Here is an 18,192-nt window from a genome sequence, read left to right on the forward strand (position 1 = left end):
CTTCAAGGGGTAGCCTGGCAATGCGAATAGAGGGAATTGACCATCTTGTGCTGACGGTCCGGAGCATCGAGGCCACCTGCGCCTTCTATTCTCGGGTGCTCGGCATGGAGGTCATTACGTTCGGGGCAGGGCGTAAAGCCCTGGTGTTTGGAACGCAGAAGCTCAACCTCCACTAGGTTAGGCGCGAGCTCGAGCCCAAGGTCGGCCACACGCTACGCCTGGAGCGATTGATCTTTGCCTGATCTTCCGCACGCCGATCTCGGAATGCTTGCTCACCTGAACTACCAGACCAGTTCCCCATCCAGGTCGATCACCTCGAAGCCCCGGCGGGGTCTGACTGTTGATGGCGTCGAAGGTGCCACCCAGATAGCACACACCGTCTCAAGGCGCGCTTTGCGCTACGAGTGCACTAATTCGGATTCCTTCTAAAGCCGCTCCGGCAGGTGGCTGCGGATGTCGGCGCTTGGCAGCGTGACCAGATCCTTGTCTAGGCTGTGGACCACCAACCGCATCAGCCGCTCTGGCAGGGCGTCGCGCAGCAGCCCGAGAAAGCGGGGCGGGGCAACGAGTATCAATGCGGTGTAGGCATGGTCGTTTGCGCCGGTAGTGAGTCGCTCGGCAATGGTCTCGGCAAAGCGCACGGCGGCGCGTTCCCTCAGTGACTCCCGCTTCTCGAGGGAATGGCCGCGTCCGGCTGCGCCAACGGTATGGCCGCGGCGATCAGACTCCAGTTCGCCATCGCGCAGCCGCAACTCGGGGGCTGCGAGGCCCTCCAGTTCCTGCAAGGTCCCCAGGGGATTGCTCACGCCGAACAAGCGCGCCCTGGACTGATCGGCTACCACCACCCACAACGTCTTCATGACAGTTATCCTGCGCTGGTTAGCAAACAAAGTGGACGCGGCTATTACGCGGCTCGGTGGCGCCCGGAGTCTTGATGCGCGTCAACTCTCCGCGGCGGCGGGGCGGGTCTTTTGGCGTGCCCAAGTCCAAGCTAAGCCGCCGGTTGGCCTTGCTGGAGCAGTGCCTGGGGGTGCGGCTCGTGAATCGGCCCACCCGTCGCCTCGTACTCACTGAAGTGGGGGAATGCTATTTCCGGCACTGTCGTGCCATGCTGGTGGAGGCGTATGCGGTCGAGGCCCTCACGGCGGAACCCAGCGGCACCATCAGGCTGACGTGCCCCATCGGACTGCTCAATTTTCACGTTGGGGACATGCTGGCCTTGCGCTCGGCAGCGCTGGCTGCCTTCGGTTCGGGCGTTGATCGAGTTTCTGGCCGAGCGCTACCGGGTGTTGGAAGAAGACTGATCACCAGGCGCTGATTACGGCGGCAGCGGCCATGGGTGTAGAATCGTTGACCATTCATTAGTGGCGCCAACTTGCTTTGCTGCTCATGCTTCCGTTAACCGACACCTGCGAGGCACTCCGATGCTAGTGCTCTGGGGGCGTAGCACTTCGTCGAACATGCAAAAGGTGCTCTTTGCGGGTCTGGGCCGGCATCTTGCGCAGTCCGACTTCCTGGCCGGAGATACGCTCAGCCTGTCGGACTTCCCCATAGGTCCGGCGGTTCATCGCTACCTGAGGTTTGGCCTGGAGATATCGGACATACCCCACATGCGGGCGTACTACGACCGCTAGGCCGCACGGCCAGCGTCTTGAGGCAACGCGATGGTCCCGTTCGAGTTCATGTACGGGAACCTGTCCGGCGACTGACGCCGATCCGGCTGAAGCGGTGCAACCAGCCATTCATGGGAATCAGGAGGACGCAGTGAATTCGGAAGAGTTGAAGGCGCTGCAGGCGCCCCTGAAGGACAAGTACCAACAACAGCCCGATGCGGCAGTCGTTACCCTGCGGGCGGAAGGCAACCTCGGCGAGGGAATCGCCTGCAGCGTCGATACGGGGCGTGCCCTGGTGGAGGCGGGGCTCCACCCCGCCACCGGTGGTGACGGCTCCCAGGCCTGTTCCGGCGACATGCTGCTGGAGGCCCTGGCTGCTTGCGCCGGAGTCACCTTGCGGGCGGTGGCGATGGCCTTTGGTGTGGACATCCGCTCGGGCAAGGTCATTGCGGAAGGCGATCTCGACTTCCGCGGCACCCTCGGTGTGGCGAAGGATGCGCCGGTCGGGTTCCGGGAAATCCGGCTGACGTTCAAGGCCGACACGGACGCGGATCAGGCCACCATGGACAAGATCATCACGGTGACCGAGCGCTACTGCGTGGTGTTGCAGACCATCCGCAATGCGCCGCCCGTGGTGGTAAAGCGTCGCGACTAGGTCCTTACTCCAGGCGTTCCCGCAGACCGTTCGCGAGCACGTCGGTCACTGCACGAATGCGCGCGGTGCCGCTCATGTCCGGGTGGATCAGCAGCCAGAGGTCGCTCGCCAGCGCTGGAATCGGATCGCCGATCCGGACCAATGCCGGGTCGGGGTCCCCGAGGTAAGTCGGAAGCACCCCCGCGCCGCTACCATCCCGAATTGCCGCGTACATGGCGAGGCCCGAATCGGTGCGGTAGCGGCAACAGGCATCCAGGCCCTGCTTGGTCATCCAGTCATCCAGCAGACGATAGCCCATGACCGCGCTCGCCCCGATCCAGTCAGCGCTGGCGAACGCTTGTCCGGTCTTCAGCCGCTGGGCAAGCTCGGGCGCGGCGTAGATGGCCTGTTGGATTCTCCCCACCCGTCGGCCGGCCAGTATTTCGGGAGGATTCGACACCGGGCGGATGGCACTATCGGCCTCGCGCCCAGCCAGGTTGAAGGACTGGCTTGACATGGGTTTCAGCGCCCTGCCTCACCAGCTGTCCCCAGGTGTGCAGGGACACCGATACGCCTGTCAATCCGACTCCGGCCTTCACCAGCACCTGGCCCGGTTGCAGTCTTCGTGGATTCAGCGGCTCGAAAACCTTGAGGCGGACGAGCCGCTAGATTTCCCAGGGTGGGCAGACTGGGAGGAGCCAGGCACCGGTCGTCACGTCGGACCAACCGTGCTAGAACAGAATGACGAGGCGTGAACGGCGTCAACGACGGGGAGGTCTCCGGTGAAGACAATCGGGCTGATCGGCGGCATGAGCTGGGAATCGACCCAGATCTACTACCGGCTGATCAACCAGACCGTGCGGGAACAGCTCGGTGGGCTGCATTCCGCCAGGCTCGTGCTCTACAGTGTCGATTTTGCCGAGATCGAAGCGCTGCAGCATCAGGGCGACTGGGAGGCGGCAGCGGAGATTCTGGCCGCGGCGGCCCATGCGCTGGAGCGGGCTGGCGCAGAGTTCCTCGTCCTCTGTACCAATACCATGCACAAGGTGGCCTCGCGCATCGAGGCGGCAGTCAGCGTTCCGTTGCTTCACATTGCCGACGCCACGGCAGACGTACTCCTTAGGGATTCCGTAACCACGGTAGGCTTGCTCGGGACGCGATTCACGATGGAGCAGGCATTCTATCGCGAGCGCCTGGAAGCGCGCGGTGTCCGGGTGCTGACCCCTGACGAGGCGCAGCGGGCGATGATTCATACCGCCATCTTCGAGGAACTCTGCCTTGGCATCATCAAGCCGGAATCCAGGGCCGCCTATCTGGATGTTGTCTCAACCCTGGCGGGGCGAGGGGCGCAGGGCGTGATTCTCGGCTGCACGGAGATCGGACTGTTGATCGGGGAGTCCGATACGCACTTCAAGCTGTATGACACCACTGCAATTCATGCGCGCCAGGCTGTAGAGATGGCACTGGGCCAAACATGACACCGGACCAGATCACCCTCGCGTTGATCCTGCTCGCCACGGTGGTGCTTTTCCTGTGGGGGCGTTGGCGGCACGACATCGTGGCTGCGACCGCCTTGCTGGCCTGCGTCGTCGCCGGAATCTTGCCGGCGGACGCTGCCTTCTCCGGTTTTGGTCATCCGGCGGTGATCACTGTCGCCTGCGTACTCATCCTCAGCGCCGGTTTGCAACAATCCGGCGCAGTGGACAGCCTGACTAGGCGGTTCGTGCCGGCGGATGGGGGCCCATTGCTGACCATGGCCGCGTTGACCGGGCTGGCGGCAGTGCTGTCCGCCTTCATGAACAACGTTGGTGCACTGGCATTGCTGATGCCGGTGGCTATCCAGGCCGCCGGGCGGCAGGGTATTCCTCCCGGTCGGCTGCTGATGCCCATGGCTTTCGGTTCCATTCTAGGCGGCATGACCACGCTCATCGGCACGCCGCCCAATCTGATCGTCTCCGGTTTCCGGGCCGACACCGGGCTTGGCACCTTCGGCATGTTCGATTTCGCACCAGTAGGGCTCGCCGTGGCCGGGGTCGGTGTCGGTTTTCTGCTCCTGCTGGGCTGGCGGTTGGTGCCTGCTCGTGAGCGCGCCGACGCGGAGGGCTTCGAGACCAGTAGCTATGTCACCGAAGCGCGAGTCCCCGAAAAGGCACGGGCGGTGGGTATGCGTCTGGACGAAGTGGAAGCCGCGCTGGAGGACGCCGACGCCCAGGTTCTGGGCATTGTGCGTAACGAGGTGCGGGTGCGGGCACCGGATGCGGCGCGCAAGCTGCGGGCGGGCGACATTCTGGTCATCGAAGCGGAGCCGGAGAGCCTTGCCACGGCGTTGTCCAGTGTCGGGCTCACGCTGGAGGAGGATGTTCGCGACGATAAGGATGACACGCCGGCGAAGGACGGTGATGACAACGGCGGTGACGACGATGAAGCGACGCTGCTGGAGCTGACGGTGCTGCCCGATTCCAGTCTCAGCGGCCGTTCTGCCACCGACGTGCGCCTGCGCGACCGTTTCGGCGTCAACCTGCTGGCGATCTCACGCCAGGGTGAGCGATCCGTGGCGCGGCTTCGCTCGACCCCGCTGCGCGCGGGCGACGTGCTGCTGATGCACGGTGCGCCGGATGCGCTGCGCGATTTCGCCGCACTTCACGGCTGCGTGCCGCTGGCAGAGCGGGCTCTGCGCATCCCCGATCCGCGCAAGGCCTTGATCGCGTCTACGATCATGGCGGCGGCAATAGCTGGTGCGGTGCTCGGCCTGGTCCCTGCCGCCGTCGCCTTTGCTGGCGGTGTGCTGGCTACCATGGTCTTCCGCGTGGTGCCCCCGAGAACGATCTACGATGCCGTGGACTGGCCTGTCATCGTGCTGCTGGCGGCGTTGATCCCAGTGGCCGGCGCCATGGCCACCACCGGGACTGCCGATTTGCTGGCCGATGGTCTGTTGACCCATGTGGCGCGGGAGCACGCCGTAGTCTCGCTGGTGCTGATTCTCATGGTGACCATGACGCTGTCGGACTTCATGAATAATGCTGCCACCGCGGCGGTCATGTGTCCTATTGCCATAGGTACCGCGCAGCAGCTGGGCGTCAGCCCTGACCCGTTCCTCATGGCGGTGGCGGTGGGGGCTTCATGCGCGTTTCTCACACCCATCGGTCACCAGAACAACACCCTGATTCTGGGGCCGGGGGGCTTTCGCTTCAGTGACTACTGGCGGCTGGGCTTGCCCATGGAGCTGCTGGTGATTGCGGTGGCGGTACCCATGTTGCTGCTGGTCTGGCCGCTGTAGGGGGGTGGGGCATCGGTAAGTAGACAGAACGAGGATGATGACTTGAACGAGACTGATATCAAACATTTACGCCGCTGCGTGGAACTCGCCGGCGAGGCGCTAGATGCCGGTGACGAGCCGTTTGGATCTGTGCTGGTGGATGGCGAGGGCAGGGTGCTGGCTGAAGACCGCAACCGCATTGCCGATGGCGATAGTACGCGCCATCCGGAGTTCGCGCTGGCACGTTGGGCGGCCGAGAACATGGCACCCGAGCAGCGCCGCAAGGCCACCGTGTATACCTCCGGCGAGCACTGCCCCATGTGTGCGGCGGCCCATGGCTGGGTTGGGTTGGGGCGTATCGTCTACGCCAGTTCCTCCGAGCAGCTTTCCGCGTGGTTGTCCGAACTGGGCCTGGCTCCGCCGCCCGTGGCAACGCTGCCCATCAACACCGTGGTGCCGGGTTTGCCGGTGGAAGGCCCGGTGCCCGAGCTGGCGGAGCAGGTCCACGCCTTGCATCGGCGGTTGCATGCGTCAACGTGACTGCCGCGTGCCGTGGCGCTGGTGCCTTATGCTGTTGCCCGCGCTGTTTTTGTGTGGGCCGGCAAAGGCGGGCAACACGAGCGAAGAGCTGATCGAAGCCTTGAGGGCCGGAGGTCTGGTGGTGTACCTGCGCCATGCAGACACCACCGGAGAGCCGCGGGATGCCACCATGGATCTGGCGGATCGATCCCGACAACGGAATCTCTCGGCGGCCGGCCGCGACCAGGCCAGGCGTATCGGCGAGGCCGTCGAGCGACTGGGCGTGCCCGTGGCCACGGTGGAGACCAGCCCGGTTTTCCGGGCTCGCGATACCGCTGAACTGGCGTTCGGAGAAGCGCGAACCCAAGTCAACGAGATGCTCACTGCGGATGACTACGTCCGTGGTTCCTACGCTGCATATGCAGCCTACCTGCGCGAGCGGTTCTCCACGCCGCCCGAGGAGGGCAATACCTGGCTGGTCGGCCACATTGTTCCGCTATCCATCGCGCTGGGCGAGGGCATTACCCGTCAGACCTTCGGTGAGGGCGCGGCCGCGGTGTTCGACCCATTGGGGGAGCAGGAGGGTTACAGGCTGATCGGCATCCTGGCTGCCGGTTGGGAGGAGGCCGACTAGGGGCGCGCAATGCCCGCAGGCAGGCGGGTGGTTGATGGCTACAGGCTTTCTATACTGGAGGTAGGTGTTCCCACCGGCGGCGGCCGGGCCCCGTCCGGGAAGTGCCCGGAACCAGGGAGGGTGTATGCAGGCGAGCCGGCCCGGCAAACTTGGTGCCCTGGCTGTGGTGGCTATGCTGTTCATGGCATCGGTCCCACGGCCCGTGGCGGCATCTCAGCCTGAGGCTGATCCCGTTCGCTGCAACAGCGTTAACGTGGTGGTGGTGGCGCGGGCCATGCAGGATGTGGAATCGGCCTGTGCAGGTGCCGAGAAGGCCATGCGATTTCTCGGTTCGCTGGGTCTGGATGTGAGTGGCGAGGTGAGCATCCAGGTCCTGCCGGAGTTGCCGAAGAGCATGTGGCAGAGCGCCGCCGGCTATTACATCCCATCGGAACGCCGCATCGTCATTCTCACCTACTCGGCTTTTCGCGAGTTCGAGACCTGGTTTGAAGTGACCATCGACGCCGCCCTGTATCGCAGCCTGATTGCCCATGAAGTTGCCCACCTGTTCGCCGATGATAATTTCTGGATGGACGCGCCAACGCTGCATGCCCATGAGTACATCGCCTATGTAACCCAGCTTGTGACCATGCCGGCAGAACTGCGGGAACGGGTGCTTGAGGCGATGCCGGGGCAGGCCTACGAGCGGGACGCGCACATGAACACCATGGTGTACATGCTGAACCCCATGCGCTTCGGCGTGGGGGTCTACCGGCATTACCTGGAGCGGCGCGACGGTGCCGACTATATCCGCGCAGTGCTGCGGGGTGAGGTCCTGCACGAATGACGGAGCTCTGGTCGTCCGGGCCCGTCATGATGCACAGTAGGTGGAGGCGTGCCTCCGCGGCATCGTGATCCCCCCTGTTCCGGGAGCAAGGCATGAGTATCTGCAACGGCTTTGCCGGCGCCATCGGCAACACTCCCCTGATTCGCCTGCGCCATCTGTCGGACGAGACCGGCTGCGAAATCCTCGGCAAGGCGGAATTCATGAACCCAGGTGGTTCCGTCAAGGACCGGGCGGCGCTGTTCATTATCGAGGATGCCGAACGGCGCGGTGCGCTGCGCCCGGGTGGCGTGGTGGTGGAAGGGACGGCGGGCAATACCGGCATCGGGCTCGCCCACATCTGTAATGCCCGCGGCTATCGCTGCGTGATCGTGATTCCAGAGACCCAGAGCCAGGAGAAAATCGATCTGCTGCGAACCCTGGGCGCCGAGGTCCACACGGTGCCGGCGAAGCCCTACAAGGACCCGAACAATTACCAGAAGATCGCCGGACGCATGGCCGGGGAGATGGACAACGCCATCTGGGCCAACCAGTTCGACAATGTTGCCAACCGACAGGCCCATGCCGAGACCACCGGGCCGGAGTTATGGCGGGACACCGACGGCGGGCTGAGTGCGTTTACCTGTGCCACCGGCACCGGCGGCACGTTGGCCGGGGTTGCGCGTTATCTCAAGGCGCAATCGGAACACGTGCGCTGTGTGCTGGCTGACCCAAGCGGCAGCGCCCTGTTCCGTTACGTGAAAACGGGCACGCCCGAGGTGGAGGGCAGTGGCTCCATCACCGAGGGCATCGGCAGTACGCGGGTCACCTCCAATCTGGAGGGGACCCCGCTGGATGATGCCTACAGCATTCCCGATCAGGAGGCGGTAAGCATGGTCTACCGGCTACTGCACGAGGAGGGGTTGTTCCTGGGCAGTTCCTCCGGCGTGAATGTGGTAGCGGCGGTGCGCCTCGCGCGGGACCTGGGGCCGGGACACACCATCGCCACCATCCTCTGCGACGGCGGTAGCCGGTATTACTCGCGGCTGTTCAACGCCGAGTGGCTGGCCGGCAAGGGCTTGCGCGCCGGCGCGTAAGGCTCAATCCACGGTGCGGATGACACGACAGGGGTTGCCTGCGGCAAACACGTCAGCTGGTACGTCCCGTGTGACCACGCTGCCTGCGCCGATGACTGAGCCGGCACCGATGCTGACGCCGGGGCAGATGATTGCACCACCTCCCACCCAGACGTCGTCACCGATCACCACAGGCGCGCCGAACTCCAGCCCACTTCGGCGTTCCGCCGCGCTCATGGGGTGTGAGGCTGTGTAGATCTGCACCGCAGGGCCAAACAGCACACGATCGCCGATGGTTATTCGGCAGACGTCCAGCACCACGCAATTGAAATTGAAGTACACGCCGGAGCCGAGGGAGATGTTGCGGCCGTAATCGCACTGGAACGGGGGCATGATGACGACATCCGTGGCGCTGCCGAATAACCCGCCCAGCAGACCACGTCGCTGCGCCTCGGGCCCCGCCGGCGGCAGTGCATTGAGTTGCTGGCAAAGCACCCGGGCCCGCTGTCCATCCGCCACCAGTTCCGGATCGCTTGCGTCGTAGAGCTCGCCAGCGAGCATTTTTTCCTTTTCTGTGGGCATGGGTCGGTTTGCCCTCAGTCCATCAGGCTCATCAGATCATCCAGTTGGTCCAATGGAGCCTTGCCATCATTGCATGACATCTTCTTCTGCCAATTGATGGCCTTGACGGTCGCACTCCGTTGAATGTTGGGTGAGAAGTCAAAGGTTACGGAATGCTCGAGGTCATGCAGCAGTGACCACAGTTCGGCGGGAGACGTGCAACCATCAATGAAGCCGAGAATCTCCCCGTGGATCCGGTTGCGCTCCAGGGTGATATCGCCACCGCTGTTGTCCAGGGGAAATGTTGTCCGGGCCAGTTGCCTGTAGCTATCCATCCGTTTTCTGTTGTCATCGTGGCAATCCGCCGCAAATTCCGGCGTGGATAACTGCTGCTTGTATTTGCGGATGTAGCCTCGCACCGCCTCGATTGCCTTGTTGGTGTCTGCCCGATCAGGGATGAGGTTGTCGGGTGCGCTGTTGAGTTCGGTGACCAAGCGCTCGAATAGCTTGTCCGGGTTCTTCGGCAAACGCTTTACATGCCGCTGCTGCATTCGCTTGCTGATCAATGCCGCCGTGCGGTGCTTGTCCTGGCCCTGGCTTACGTAAAGCGCGCTGATTACCCGCTCTGCCATAGGCTTGATGACCTCGTCGTAGTGGAGGATATGTCTGCGGTCTTCCACGTGACCTTTCGATTTGTCCTGGTTGACCACGATTTTTTTCGCCTTGGAGCCAAACGGCGAGCGCCCGACGATGACGAATTTCTTGCCCTCGAATTTGGTGCTGAACGAATGAGGCTGCTTCTTGATTTTCGATTGCGGCTTGCTGAGGCGTTTTCTGCTCTTGACTAGACCCACGGTAACTCCTTGTCGCGTAGCGCGAGTTTTTCCTTGTGCCCGCACATTGCCGATTTTTCGATCTGGCAATGTCACCGTTGCCAACCGTGTGGTTGCCTCGATAAACCATGGCAGAGATTGCCGCTGAAGCCAACGCGTATGGCAGGCATCAAGCGCGCTTGTTTGGTACGCAGGATTTTCGCGCATACTATCGGGCTATGCGCAAAACTACGTTTCTATGCATGCTCTGGCTGATCGGGATTCTGGCCGCCTTCTTTCCGCTGTCCTTGGCCCTGGCCGACGAGTTTGCCGGAGGGTCGGGGGGTATAAGCGCCTGGTTCAATCGCTCCACGGCCTTGATGGCGCTGCTGTTGGGTTCACTGTTCTGGTCCGCCAAGGTACATGATGGCGTGGCGGACAAACGTATCTATGCCGGTGTGCTCGGTGCCATCGCAGTTGCCCTGATCCTGTTTCCCGGGTGGGTGTTTGGTCGGGTCGTGGGTGTACTGCTGCTCGCGCAGATCGCAATCTTTCTCCGTCTGACCCACCTTCGCGAAAAGCGGGGCTACTGAGATGACGGATTCCTCCGCCGCCGCCAATTTTTCCGTGTTGCCGCTGCCTCCAGCCCTGCTGAACAATCTGGAGTCCCTGGGTTACCGGAAGATGACCCCGATCCAGGCCGAGAGCCTGCCATCGTTGCTCGCCGGTCGGGATGTCATCGGGCAGGCCAGGACCGGCTCCGGCAAGACCGCCGCCTTCGGCCTTGCCCTCCTTGCAGGCCTTGATGCGGCTGCCCGGCAGGTGCAGGGGCTGGTTTTGTGCCCCACCCGCGAACTGGCCGATCAGGTGGCGGGCGAGTTGCGTCGGCTTGCCAGGAGTCTGCCCAACATCAAGGTGCTGACACTCTGCGGTGGCGCCCCCTTCGGCCCGCAGCTCGCTTCACTCAGCCATGGCGCGCATCTGGTTGTCGGCACCCCGGGGCGCATCGATGAACATCTGCGCAAGGGCGGGCTGCAGCTCGATGGGCTCGGCATGCTGGTGCTGGACGAGGCTGATCGCATGCTGGACATGGGCTTTCGCGAGGCGATTGAAGGGATCGTTGCGCAGACTCCGTCGACGCGACAGACCATGCTGTTCAGCGCCACCTTCGACGAAGTCGTCCGTGCGATTGCCGCTGGCCTGATGCGCGATCCGCTGACCGTCACCGTGGCCGAGGGCCATGACCAGCGGACGATCCGGGAGCATTTTCATGAAGTGGCCGACGAGCAGGCCCGATTCCAGGCCTTGCGGCGCTTGCTGTTGCAGTATCAGCCTGAATCCAGTGTTGTGTTCTGCAATACCCGCCGCGAGGTCGAGGAAGTCGCCAACGCGTTGAGCTCCATGGGGTTCAGTGCGCTTGCCCTGCATGGCGAACTGGAGCAGAAGGATCGCGATCGCCGCCTGATCCTGTTTGCCAACCGAAGCGCATCGATCCTGGTGGCGACGGACGTGGCAGCGCGAGGGCTGGACGTCGATGCCCTGGACGCGGTGTTCAACTACCGGATCGCCAACGATCTCGAGGTGCACATACACCGTGTCGGCCGCACCGGGCGCGCGGGTTCGACGGGTCGGGCGTTCACCTTGTTCACACCAGGTGAGGCCGAGCGCATGCTGCGCCTGTCGGAACTATTGGGTCGCGCCTTGACTGAGGAGCCCCTGCCGACGCCCGATGCGCTGGACGCCAAGCCCGCAGGACCACCCATGGTGACCCTGCAGATTGGCGCGGGTAAACGACAGAAGTTGCGACCGGGGGATATACTTGGCGCCCTGACTGGAGATGGCGGCCTCGCCGGTGCCCAGATCGGCAAGATCAACGTCCTGGACCAGAGCAGCTATGTCGCCGTGAACCGCCAGGTCGCACAACAGGCGCTGGCTCAGCTTGGTCGGGGCAAGATCAAGGGCCGGTCGTTCCGGGCCCGCAAAGTGTCTTCGTAATGCAACGGGCCGGGCCGGCCCATGGAGTGGCATGAAAGTACCGAAGCGATTGCAGCCCCTGCTGGACGACGGCCTGATCGATGCCGTGGTCGAGCAGTTGATGAGCGGCAAGGAAGCGCAGGTCTACGTGGTGCGCTGCGGTGATGAGCTGCGTTGCGCCAAGGTGTTCAAGGAAGCGCAGCAGCGCAGTTTCAAGCAGGCTGTGCAGTACCAGGAAGGCCGCAAGGTGCGCAATACCCGGCAGGGGCGGGCCATGGCGAAAAAGACACGCTATGGCCAGCGAGAACAGGAGCAGGCCTGGCTCACGGCCGAGGTCGATGCACTCTACCGCCTGGTGGACGCCGGTGTGCGAGTGCCGAAGCCCTATGGCTTCGTGGATGGCGTGCTGCTGATGGAGCGTATCGTCGATGCCGATGGCGAGACCGCGCCGCGGCTGGATGATGTCGCCCTGACTGCCGAAGAGGCACGCATCTACCATCACCGTATCGTCACCGACGTGGTGCGCATGCTGAGCGAGGGGCTGGTGCACGGCGACCTCTCCGAGTTCAACGTGCTGCTCGCCGCCGACGGACCCGTCATCATCGATCTGCCCCAGGCCGTGGAAGCCGCAGTCAACAACAGTGCTTCCATGATGTTCGCCCGGGACGTAAACAACATGCGTGCCTATTTCGGCCGTTTTGCCCCTGAGCTGCTAGAGACGAACTACGCCCGGGAGATCTGGGCCCTGTACGAGAGCGGTGGTCTGCACCCCGAGGTCGAGCTGACCGGTCACTTCGCCGAAGACACCCGCAAGGCGGATGTGCGTGGCGTGATGACGGTGATTGAAGACGCCCGCCGGGAACATGCCGAGCGGATGGAGGCGCTGGCGAGGCGCGAGGAAGAGGATACCGGCCGGTACTGACGCTCCGCCGTCAGTGGATTCCCCTCATCACATCATGAGGCGGGCACTTTGCCGCCCAGCAGCCGTTCGTACCGTTGCAGATCCGTGTCGCTGAACAGCACGAACCGCACATGGCGAATGAACTTCAGTTTTGGCAGGGCGGCGAGCACAGCCTGGACAGCCACACGGGCCGCATCATCCGGTGGATAGCCGAAGGCGCCGGACGATATCGCCGGGAAAGCGATCGAGCTGAGTCTTGTATCGTCCGCCAGCTGCAGGGCCCGCCGGTAGCAGGACGTCAGCAGCGATTCCTCCGGAATATCGCGGCCGTAGACCGGCCCCAGACAGTGCACCACGTAGCGGTTGGGTAAGCCATGGGCGCTGGTGATCACCGCCTCGCCGGGCTTGATGGGCCCGAGTTCGCCGCATTCTTCTTCCAGCCCCGGTCCCGCCGCGCGATGCAGGGCGCCGGCGACGCCACCGCCGGTGCCCAACTCCGCATTGGCCGCATTGACCACGATATCCATATCCGGCTGGTTGGCGATGTCGCCGGTCAGCCACTCAACGGTGATACCCCGGATACTCTGCTTGCCCATGGCTGCAACCTCCCGGATTCTGCGGCTGACTGGAAGTCTCTCTATCGAAAGGGTAGTAAAGTTCCTGTCATTCGCTCGTAACCGGAGAGTGTTGAGCCTCATGAAAAACGTCTGTGTCTACTGTGGTTCCAGCCCTGGCCGGCAGCCTACTTACGCGGATGCGGCGAATAGCCTTGGGCGATTGCTGGCCGAGCGGGAGATCGGGTTGATCTATGGTGGTGCCCGGGTTGGCATCATGGGCATGGTGGCTGATGCAGTCCTCGCCCATGGGGGACGCGCAGTGGGCGTGATCCCGGAATCACTGATGCAAAAGGAGCTGGCCCACCAGGGGTTGGCCGAACTCCATGTGACCACCTCAATGCATGAGCGAAAGATGATGATGGCCGACCTGTCCGACGGGTTCATAGCCATGCCGGGTGGGGTGGGTACGCTCGAGGAGATATTCGAGGCCTGGACCTGGGCGCAGCTTGGCTTTCACCGTAAACCCTGCGGTCTGCTGAACGTGGCCGGCTACTATGATCACCTGTCGGTGTTTCTCGACCATACGGTGACCGAGCAGTTCGTGCGGGAACGTCATCGCGGCCAGCTGATGGTTGAGACTGACCCGGCGACACTGCTCGACCGCTTCATTGGCTATAAGCCCACAGCCATGCCGAAATGGATCGACCGCGATCAGACCTGAGCAGCTTGCAGGAAGCCCGTGATGCGCTCGGCGACGGCGTCGCTGGCAAGTATGCGGCCGTGGCCGAGGCCAGTGGTGGCCAGCAACTCTGCCTGATTGGCGCCGTGCACCAGCCGTTCTGCGTCGCGGAACGGGATCTGCCGGTCACCGTGATCGTGGACGACGAGCAACGGGGAGTTGATGCGGGTGAGCAGCGTCTCGGCCCGGAGGTCGCTGTATTTAAGCCCGACACGGCGCTGCATGCGCTGCAGAAAGCGCCGATGGACCGACGCGGGCAGACCGAGTTCCAGCGAGGCGCGGCGGAGTATGCCCCGAAAGTCCGCCGGCCCGGCGATCAGGACGGCCTTGTCTGCGGCCAGCCCCGCTGCCATTGCGATCAGTGTCGCCCCGGCGCCCATGGAGTGCCCGATAATTCCCGCCGGTGTGCCTATTTCTCGGCTGGCCTCGCCGAGATAATCGGCAAAGGCGCCCACATGGGTGCGCCGGTTGGCATCCTTGCCATGGGCCGGCGCGTTGAGGGAAAACACCTGGTAGCCGGCTGCCGCCAGCCGGTTGGCCAGTGGGGTGAATTGCCCCGGATGGCCCTCCCAGCCGTGCAGCGCAACCACCGCGGGCCCATCCTGGCCCCAGCGCAGCGCATGAATATGACCGCCGAGCGTGATCCACTCCCCAGGGTGTAAGCCAGTGGCGGACTGAGCGACTGCCACTTGCCGGCGGCGGGGACGCGTGACCATGTCCTCTGCGAACTTTGCCGTGGCGTCCGGGCACAGCCGCCCGAAGACCTGGCTTGCAGCGCGGACCATGGTTGCCATGCTCATGAGCCTATCTCCATCAGGATCAGTTTCATTTGGAAACCAAAATCTACCTGCTTAAGTTTCGAATCGCAACCTACCAGTTTGCTGTTGCCAGGAGTAGGATGGCGTCATGAAGGCGAATGACCCCCTCAAGAGCAACTGCCCGCTTGCCCGCGCCATGGAAATACTTGGCGAGGGATGGACCTTGCTAGTGCTGCGTGAAGCCTTCCTGGGCACTCGCCGGTTCAACGATTTCGAGCGCGAACTGGGCATTGCCCGCAATGTACTCACGGTACGGCTGCGCAAACTGGTGGACGCCGGAATTTTTGACCGTGTTCCCTCCGCGGAGGACCGTCGCGTGGTGGAGTACCGGTTGAGCCGGGCGGGCAGGGAACTGGTTCCGGTTCTGGTATCAATCAGCCAGTGGTCCATGACCTGGCTCTGCGACCAGCAGGTCCCCGTAAGATTCGTTGATCGGGCCAGTGGCGAGGAAATCCCGCCGGTGCAGGTGAGGAATCGCCTCGGGGAGGTGCTTGGCGCCCGGGACATCGTGATGCTGCCGGGGCCGGGGGCAGACGCCGCCGTGAAACGGCGCTATGGGAGCCTGCTGGAATCGCTGTCCTCACAGGGCACGGAAGGCTAGTGCGTCTGCTGATCCCGCCTCCGGTCATACTCGCCATTGCGGCGTTGCTCATGTGGCTGGTTGCCCGGCTGTTCGACGGCTTGAACGCCGCTTTCCCCCTGCAGCAGACGCTGGTGCTTCTTTTGGTGGCGCTTGGCGTTGGCCTCATGGCTGCCTCGGCGCACGCGTTCTACCGGGCGCGAACCACCATCAACCCCATGACGCCGGACAAGGCCTCGGCGCTGATCACCAGCGGGGTCTACCGTCTCAGCCGCAATCCCATCTATCTGGCTGATGCCTTGCTGTTGGCGGCCTTTGCCGTCTGGTTGGGCAATGGTCTCTGCGTACCGATTCTGGCTGGGTTTATCTGGTACATCGATCGTTTCCAGATCCGTGTGGAAGAGCACGCCCTGGTCAATCGCTTTGGCGCGGAGTACCAGGCCTACCGTGAGGCGGTACGCCGCTGGATCTGACCGCCAGCGGCCGGGAAACGCCGGGCGCGGTCGCCATGACCACGCCCGGCACTCTCGGATTTCCTACTCCGGGATCCGCAACTGGTTGTTCTCGAACAGGATCACATCACCCTCGCCCGGGCTGCTGCTGATGGCTGGCAGATTGGCCAGGGTCAGGGGTGGAGCACCCGGTCCGCGCGGCTCGGTGCGAACCACCTGGCTCGGTGCCAGCGGCCTGCCGCCCCTGAGGTGGTCATAGAGCTTGTCCAGTGCCTGGAAGTAGTAGTGGTGCAGCGGGATGTACTGGGCGTCCAGCCCTGGAAGGTTATTCAGGATATCCAGATGCTGGGCGTTCAGTACCTCGTAGTAGCGCAGGCCTGTCTGCTTGCCTTCCACCAGTCGGTTCAGCCCCACGTAGGGTCTTGAGGTGTGATTGATCGGCAGGATCTGGTCGGCACGCGGTGTGACGAAGATTGCCGGCCGACGCTGCAGATCACCGCTGGCCCGGATCTCGTCGATGCCATCGGCAACGCGGGCAGCGTATTCGTTATCGCTGTCCACCAGAGCCCGCAGGCAGAGAAAGGCGTCCAGAGAATAGTCCGGGTTTCCGGTGGTCGGTGATAATGCCTGGCTGATCTCCGTGGGCACGCCCTGAGCGGCATTCCCGTCGATCAGGTTCACGCCGCCGGTGGGGGGAATGCCGTTGCCCGTGCTGAAGATGGCCCGCTCCGCTACCTCCGGCAGCGGTATGACGCCGCCGCCAGCATCCGAAGCCGCGAAGGTGACTCCGCAGAGCTTGTCTTCGACCCCGAAGCGGCCATAGGCGTTGGCGTAGGTCACCGCGATCCCGGTGGACACATTGGCCCACCATGTTACGGGCTGAATCAGCGCCTGCTCCGGCTGCAGGCCGAATGTTTCGATGAGTGCCAACAGGGCGGATTCTGCCCGCTCTGCAGTGTCCTCACCTGTCACCAGCCCCAGGGATTCCAATCTGGCACAGGCATTGGCGGCGATGGCCTCTCTGCCCGGGGTGACGAGATTGAATAGCGCATCTGAAACCGACGGCGCCGCATTGGCGCAGCCCTGGTAAACCGCCAGAGCGGTCTGGTAATCCAGCAGTGAGCGGCTGTGCTCGGAGATCACCGGCCCGGCCCCCTGACGGATCGTGAAATCCCGCCTGACAGTGGGGTTTACATTGGGTTCGGATGCAGCGAGCCCGTCAATGAGCCGTTCTGTATCCTGCTCCAGGGCCAGCACCGCAGCACCACCGCCATTGGATACACCCGAGGCGATGACCAGGGTGTTGCCCGGGCGAATCGTTGGAATGCGCCGCCCCTGTGCATCCTGCTGACCATACAGCTCGTTCACCACGTAAAAGCCGAATCGAATGGAGTCGAGCACGTTCTGACCCCATTCGCTTTCCGGGTTGGCGCGGGAATGGGCGTGCTTGAAGGCGATACGGTTCGGATCGTCGGCCGTGAAGGTATCGAGATCGGTGGCTGAAATGGGCGCGGTGAATACGGCATCGTCGCTGCCGGCCTCCACCAGCGTGCCGTCAATACCGGTGACGGTTCCGTTATCGAGATTGTGCACCCCCATACCGGTGCCCTTGTCGGTGTACACCACCGCACAGCCGCGCTTCAGCCCCCACTCACCACCTGTGCCGATGGCGCCGTACACCCCACGGGAGCCGGAGGAGGGCGCGGTGACCATGCAGGGGCGTCGGCTGTCGAAGCTGTCCGGCACCTGCACCATCACCGTGTGACGGTTTTGTTCGCCGGATGACATGAGCGTGAGCCATTCATGGCCGGAGATCCTGCCGTCTGGCGTGCTGCTCCCCACGGCTGGGCCGAAGAACTCGCCATAGCCCCCGCCGGGGGCCACTGGCACCAGCGCGCGGTAGTTGTTGTAGATCGCCAGTCGTCGCAACTCCGCCGCCGTTGGATTGGCCGGGTCGGCAAAGGCTGGCGCACCGCCGGCAAGACCGCTCTGGCCCAGGCCGGCTGTCAGAAGATCATCGCTCGAGCCGTCATAGTACTGCTGGCGGATCTCACCGATCAGCCCTGCGGGAGGCAGGTTGAGAATCGGTGGGCCACCGCGCCCCTTGTCGACGTCCGGCCCTGCTCCCGCCCCAGGACCAGCACCTTGGCCGGGGTTCGCGGCGAGGGTCGTGGATAGGGCCATGGCGGGCAGGGCAAGCAGGTATAGCCAGGTATGGCGTCTGGTATGCATCGCTTCCTCCTCGTTTTTCTCTGGTTATAGAC

General features: G+C 63.5%; 23 protein-coding genes. 16 read left to right on the forward strand and 7 right to left on the reverse strand.

Annotation, left to right across the window (positions count from 1 at the left end; translation table 11 throughout):
• Positions 1-20 precede the first annotated feature (20 nt).
• Complete coding sequence (locus J2T57_RS20990) at positions 21-176, forward strand: VOC family protein (RefSeq protein ID WP_253485104.1); 156 nt, start codon at positions 21-23, stop codon at positions 174-176.
• A gap of 249 nt (positions 177-425) precedes the next feature.
• Here J2T57_RS20990 and J2T57_RS20995 read toward each other — a convergent pair whose 3' ends face one another.
• Positions 426-860: a host attachment protein gene (locus tag J2T57_RS20995; RefSeq protein ID WP_253485107.1), complete on the reverse strand. Its 435-nt coding sequence runs from the start codon at positions 858-860 to the stop codon at positions 426-428.
• 74 nt (positions 861-934) lie between these two features.
• On the opposite strand from J2T57_RS20995, the gene J2T57_RS21000 reads away from it, so the two are divergent.
• From J2T57_RS21000 to J2T57_RS21010, 3 genes are all read left to right on the forward strand, one after another.
• Positions 935-1,318: a LysR family transcriptional regulator gene (locus J2T57_RS21000; protein ID WP_253485110.1), complete on the forward strand. Its 384-nt coding sequence runs from the start codon at positions 935-937 to the stop codon at positions 1,316-1,318.
• A gap of 106 nt (positions 1,319-1,424) precedes the next feature.
• Positions 1,425-1,634, forward strand: a complete 210-nt coding sequence (locus J2T57_RS21005; protein ID WP_253485113.1) for a glutathione S-transferase C-terminal domain-containing protein — start codon at positions 1,425-1,427, stop codon at positions 1,632-1,634.
• Positions 1,635-1,764: 130 nt separating this feature from the next.
• Positions 1,765-2,268, forward strand: coding sequence for an OsmC family protein (locus J2T57_RS21010; protein WP_253485116.1), 504 nt, complete (start codon positions 1,765-1,767; stop codon positions 2,266-2,268).
• Between the two features lie 4 nt (positions 2,269-2,272).
• On the opposite strand, the gene J2T57_RS21015 is transcribed toward J2T57_RS21010, so the two are convergent.
• Positions 2,273-2,764 carry a LysR substrate-binding domain-containing protein gene (locus J2T57_RS21015; protein WP_253485119.1) on the reverse strand — a complete coding sequence of 164 codons (492 nt, stop codon included), beginning with the start codon at positions 2,762-2,764 and terminating at the stop codon, positions 2,273-2,275.
• Positions 2,765-3,029: 265 nt separating this feature from the next.
• On the opposite strand from J2T57_RS21015, the gene J2T57_RS21020 reads away from it, so the two are divergent.
• The 6 genes from J2T57_RS21020 (at position 3,030) to J2T57_RS21045 (ending at position 8,555) form a co-directional block, all read left to right on the forward strand.
• The gene (locus J2T57_RS21020) at positions 3,030-3,725 is read left to right on the forward strand and encodes an aspartate/glutamate racemase family protein (RefSeq protein ID WP_253485122.1); all 696 of its coding nucleotides are present in this window, start codon (positions 3,030-3,032) and stop codon (positions 3,723-3,725) included.
• Positions 3,722-5,524 (forward strand): SLC13 family permease, encoded by a 1,803-nt coding sequence (locus J2T57_RS21025; RefSeq protein ID WP_253485125.1) that lies wholly within the window; start codon positions 3,722-3,724, stop codon positions 5,522-5,524. The genes J2T57_RS21020 and J2T57_RS21025 overlap by 4 nt, the downstream gene beginning before the upstream one ends.
• 42 nt (positions 5,525-5,566) lie before the next feature.
• Entirely contained in the window at positions 5,567-6,043 is a 477-nt protein-coding gene (locus tag J2T57_RS21030; RefSeq protein WP_253485128.1) for a nucleoside deaminase, read from the forward strand.
• Positions 6,030-6,656, forward strand: coding sequence for a histidine phosphatase family protein (locus tag J2T57_RS21035; RefSeq protein WP_253485144.1), 627 nt, complete (start codon positions 6,030-6,032; stop codon positions 6,654-6,656). The genes J2T57_RS21030 and J2T57_RS21035 overlap by 14 nt, the downstream gene beginning before the upstream one ends.
• Positions 6,657-6,780: 124 nt before the next feature.
• Positions 6,781-7,482 (forward strand): DUF6639 family protein, encoded by a 702-nt coding sequence (locus J2T57_RS21040; RefSeq protein WP_253485147.1) that lies wholly within the window; start codon positions 6,781-6,783, stop codon positions 7,480-7,482.
• A gap of 92 nt (positions 7,483-7,574) precedes the next feature.
• Positions 7,575-8,555, forward strand: a complete 981-nt coding sequence (locus J2T57_RS21045) for a cysteine synthase A (protein WP_253485150.1) — start codon at positions 7,575-7,577, stop codon at positions 8,553-8,555.
• 3 nt (positions 8,556-8,558) lie between these two features.
• Here J2T57_RS21045 and J2T57_RS21050 read toward each other — a convergent pair whose 3' ends face one another.
• Both J2T57_RS21050 and J2T57_RS21055 read right to left on the reverse strand, forming a co-directional pair.
• A complete protein-coding gene (locus J2T57_RS21050; protein ID WP_253485166.1) occupies positions 8,559-9,116 on the reverse strand; it encodes a sugar O-acetyltransferase in 558 nt (185 codons plus the stop codon).
• Between the two features lie 14 nt (positions 9,117-9,130).
• A complete protein-coding gene (locus tag J2T57_RS21055; protein WP_253485177.1) occupies positions 9,131-10,135 on the reverse strand; it encodes a hypothetical protein in 1,005 nt (334 codons plus the stop codon).
• Between the two features lie 11 nt (positions 10,136-10,146).
• Between J2T57_RS21055 and J2T57_RS21060 the strand changes: the two genes are divergently transcribed.
• Genes J2T57_RS21060 through J2T57_RS21070 form a run of 3 tightly spaced genes read left to right on the forward strand, consistent with a single transcriptional unit; the run spans position 10,147 to position 12,803 of the window.
• The gene (locus tag J2T57_RS21060; protein WP_253485178.1) at positions 10,147-10,500 is read left to right on the forward strand and encodes a hypothetical protein; all 354 of its coding nucleotides are present in this window, start codon (positions 10,147-10,149) and stop codon (positions 10,498-10,500) included.
• Position 10,501: 1 nt separating this feature from the next.
• Positions 10,502-11,902 carry an ATP-dependent RNA helicase DbpA gene (gene dbpA / locus J2T57_RS21065; protein WP_253485180.1) on the forward strand — a complete coding sequence of 467 codons (1,401 nt, stop codon included), beginning with the start codon at positions 10,502-10,504 and terminating at the stop codon, positions 11,900-11,902.
• 31 nt (positions 11,903-11,933) lie between these two features.
• Positions 11,934-12,803, forward strand: coding sequence for a PA4780 family RIO1-like protein kinase (locus J2T57_RS21070; protein WP_253485182.1), 870 nt, complete (start codon positions 11,934-11,936; stop codon positions 12,801-12,803).
• Positions 12,804-12,835: 32 nt separating this feature from the next.
• Here J2T57_RS21070 and J2T57_RS21075 read toward each other — a convergent pair whose 3' ends face one another.
• Positions 12,836-13,378, reverse strand: a complete 543-nt coding sequence (locus J2T57_RS21075; protein WP_253485184.1) for a macro domain-containing protein — start codon at positions 13,376-13,378, stop codon at positions 12,836-12,838.
• A gap of 100 nt (positions 13,379-13,478) precedes the next feature.
• Here J2T57_RS21075 and J2T57_RS21080 point away from each other — a divergent pair, with 100 nt between their 5' ends.
• Positions 13,479-14,060 carry an LOG family protein gene (locus tag J2T57_RS21080; RefSeq protein ID WP_253485186.1) on the forward strand — a complete coding sequence of 194 codons (582 nt, stop codon included), beginning with the start codon at positions 13,479-13,481 and terminating at the stop codon, positions 14,058-14,060.
• Here J2T57_RS21080 and J2T57_RS21085 read toward each other — a convergent pair.
• Positions 14,051-14,878: an alpha/beta hydrolase gene (locus J2T57_RS21085; RefSeq protein ID WP_253485188.1), complete on the reverse strand. Its 828-nt coding sequence runs from the start codon at positions 14,876-14,878 to the stop codon at positions 14,051-14,053. The two genes, J2T57_RS21080 and J2T57_RS21085, sit on opposite strands and share 10 nt — an antisense overlap.
• 106 nt (positions 14,879-14,984) lie before the next feature.
• On the opposite strand from J2T57_RS21085, the gene J2T57_RS21090 reads away from it, so the two are divergent.
• Positions 14,985-15,497, forward strand: a complete 513-nt coding sequence (locus J2T57_RS21090) for a winged helix-turn-helix transcriptional regulator (RefSeq protein ID WP_253485190.1) — start codon at positions 14,985-14,987, stop codon at positions 15,495-15,497.
• Positions 15,497-15,949, forward strand: a complete 453-nt coding sequence (locus J2T57_RS21095) for a methyltransferase family protein (protein ID WP_253485198.1) — start codon at positions 15,497-15,499, stop codon at positions 15,947-15,949. Before J2T57_RS21090 ends, J2T57_RS21095 begins: the two co-directional genes overlap by 1 nt.
• A gap of 63 nt (positions 15,950-16,012) precedes the next feature.
• Here J2T57_RS21095 and J2T57_RS21100 read toward each other — a convergent pair whose 3' ends face one another.
• Complete coding sequence (locus J2T57_RS21100; protein WP_253485201.1) at positions 16,013-18,160, reverse strand: D-(-)-3-hydroxybutyrate oligomer hydrolase; 2,148 nt, start codon at positions 18,158-18,160, stop codon at positions 16,013-16,015.
• Positions 18,161-18,192: the final 32 nt, after the last annotated feature.

Origin of the sequence: Natronocella acetinitrilica (assembly GCF_024170285.1) — a bacterium.
Taxonomy (GTDB): Bacteria; Pseudomonadota; Gammaproteobacteria; order Nitrococcales; family Aquisalimonadaceae; genus Natronocella; species Natronocella acetinitrilica.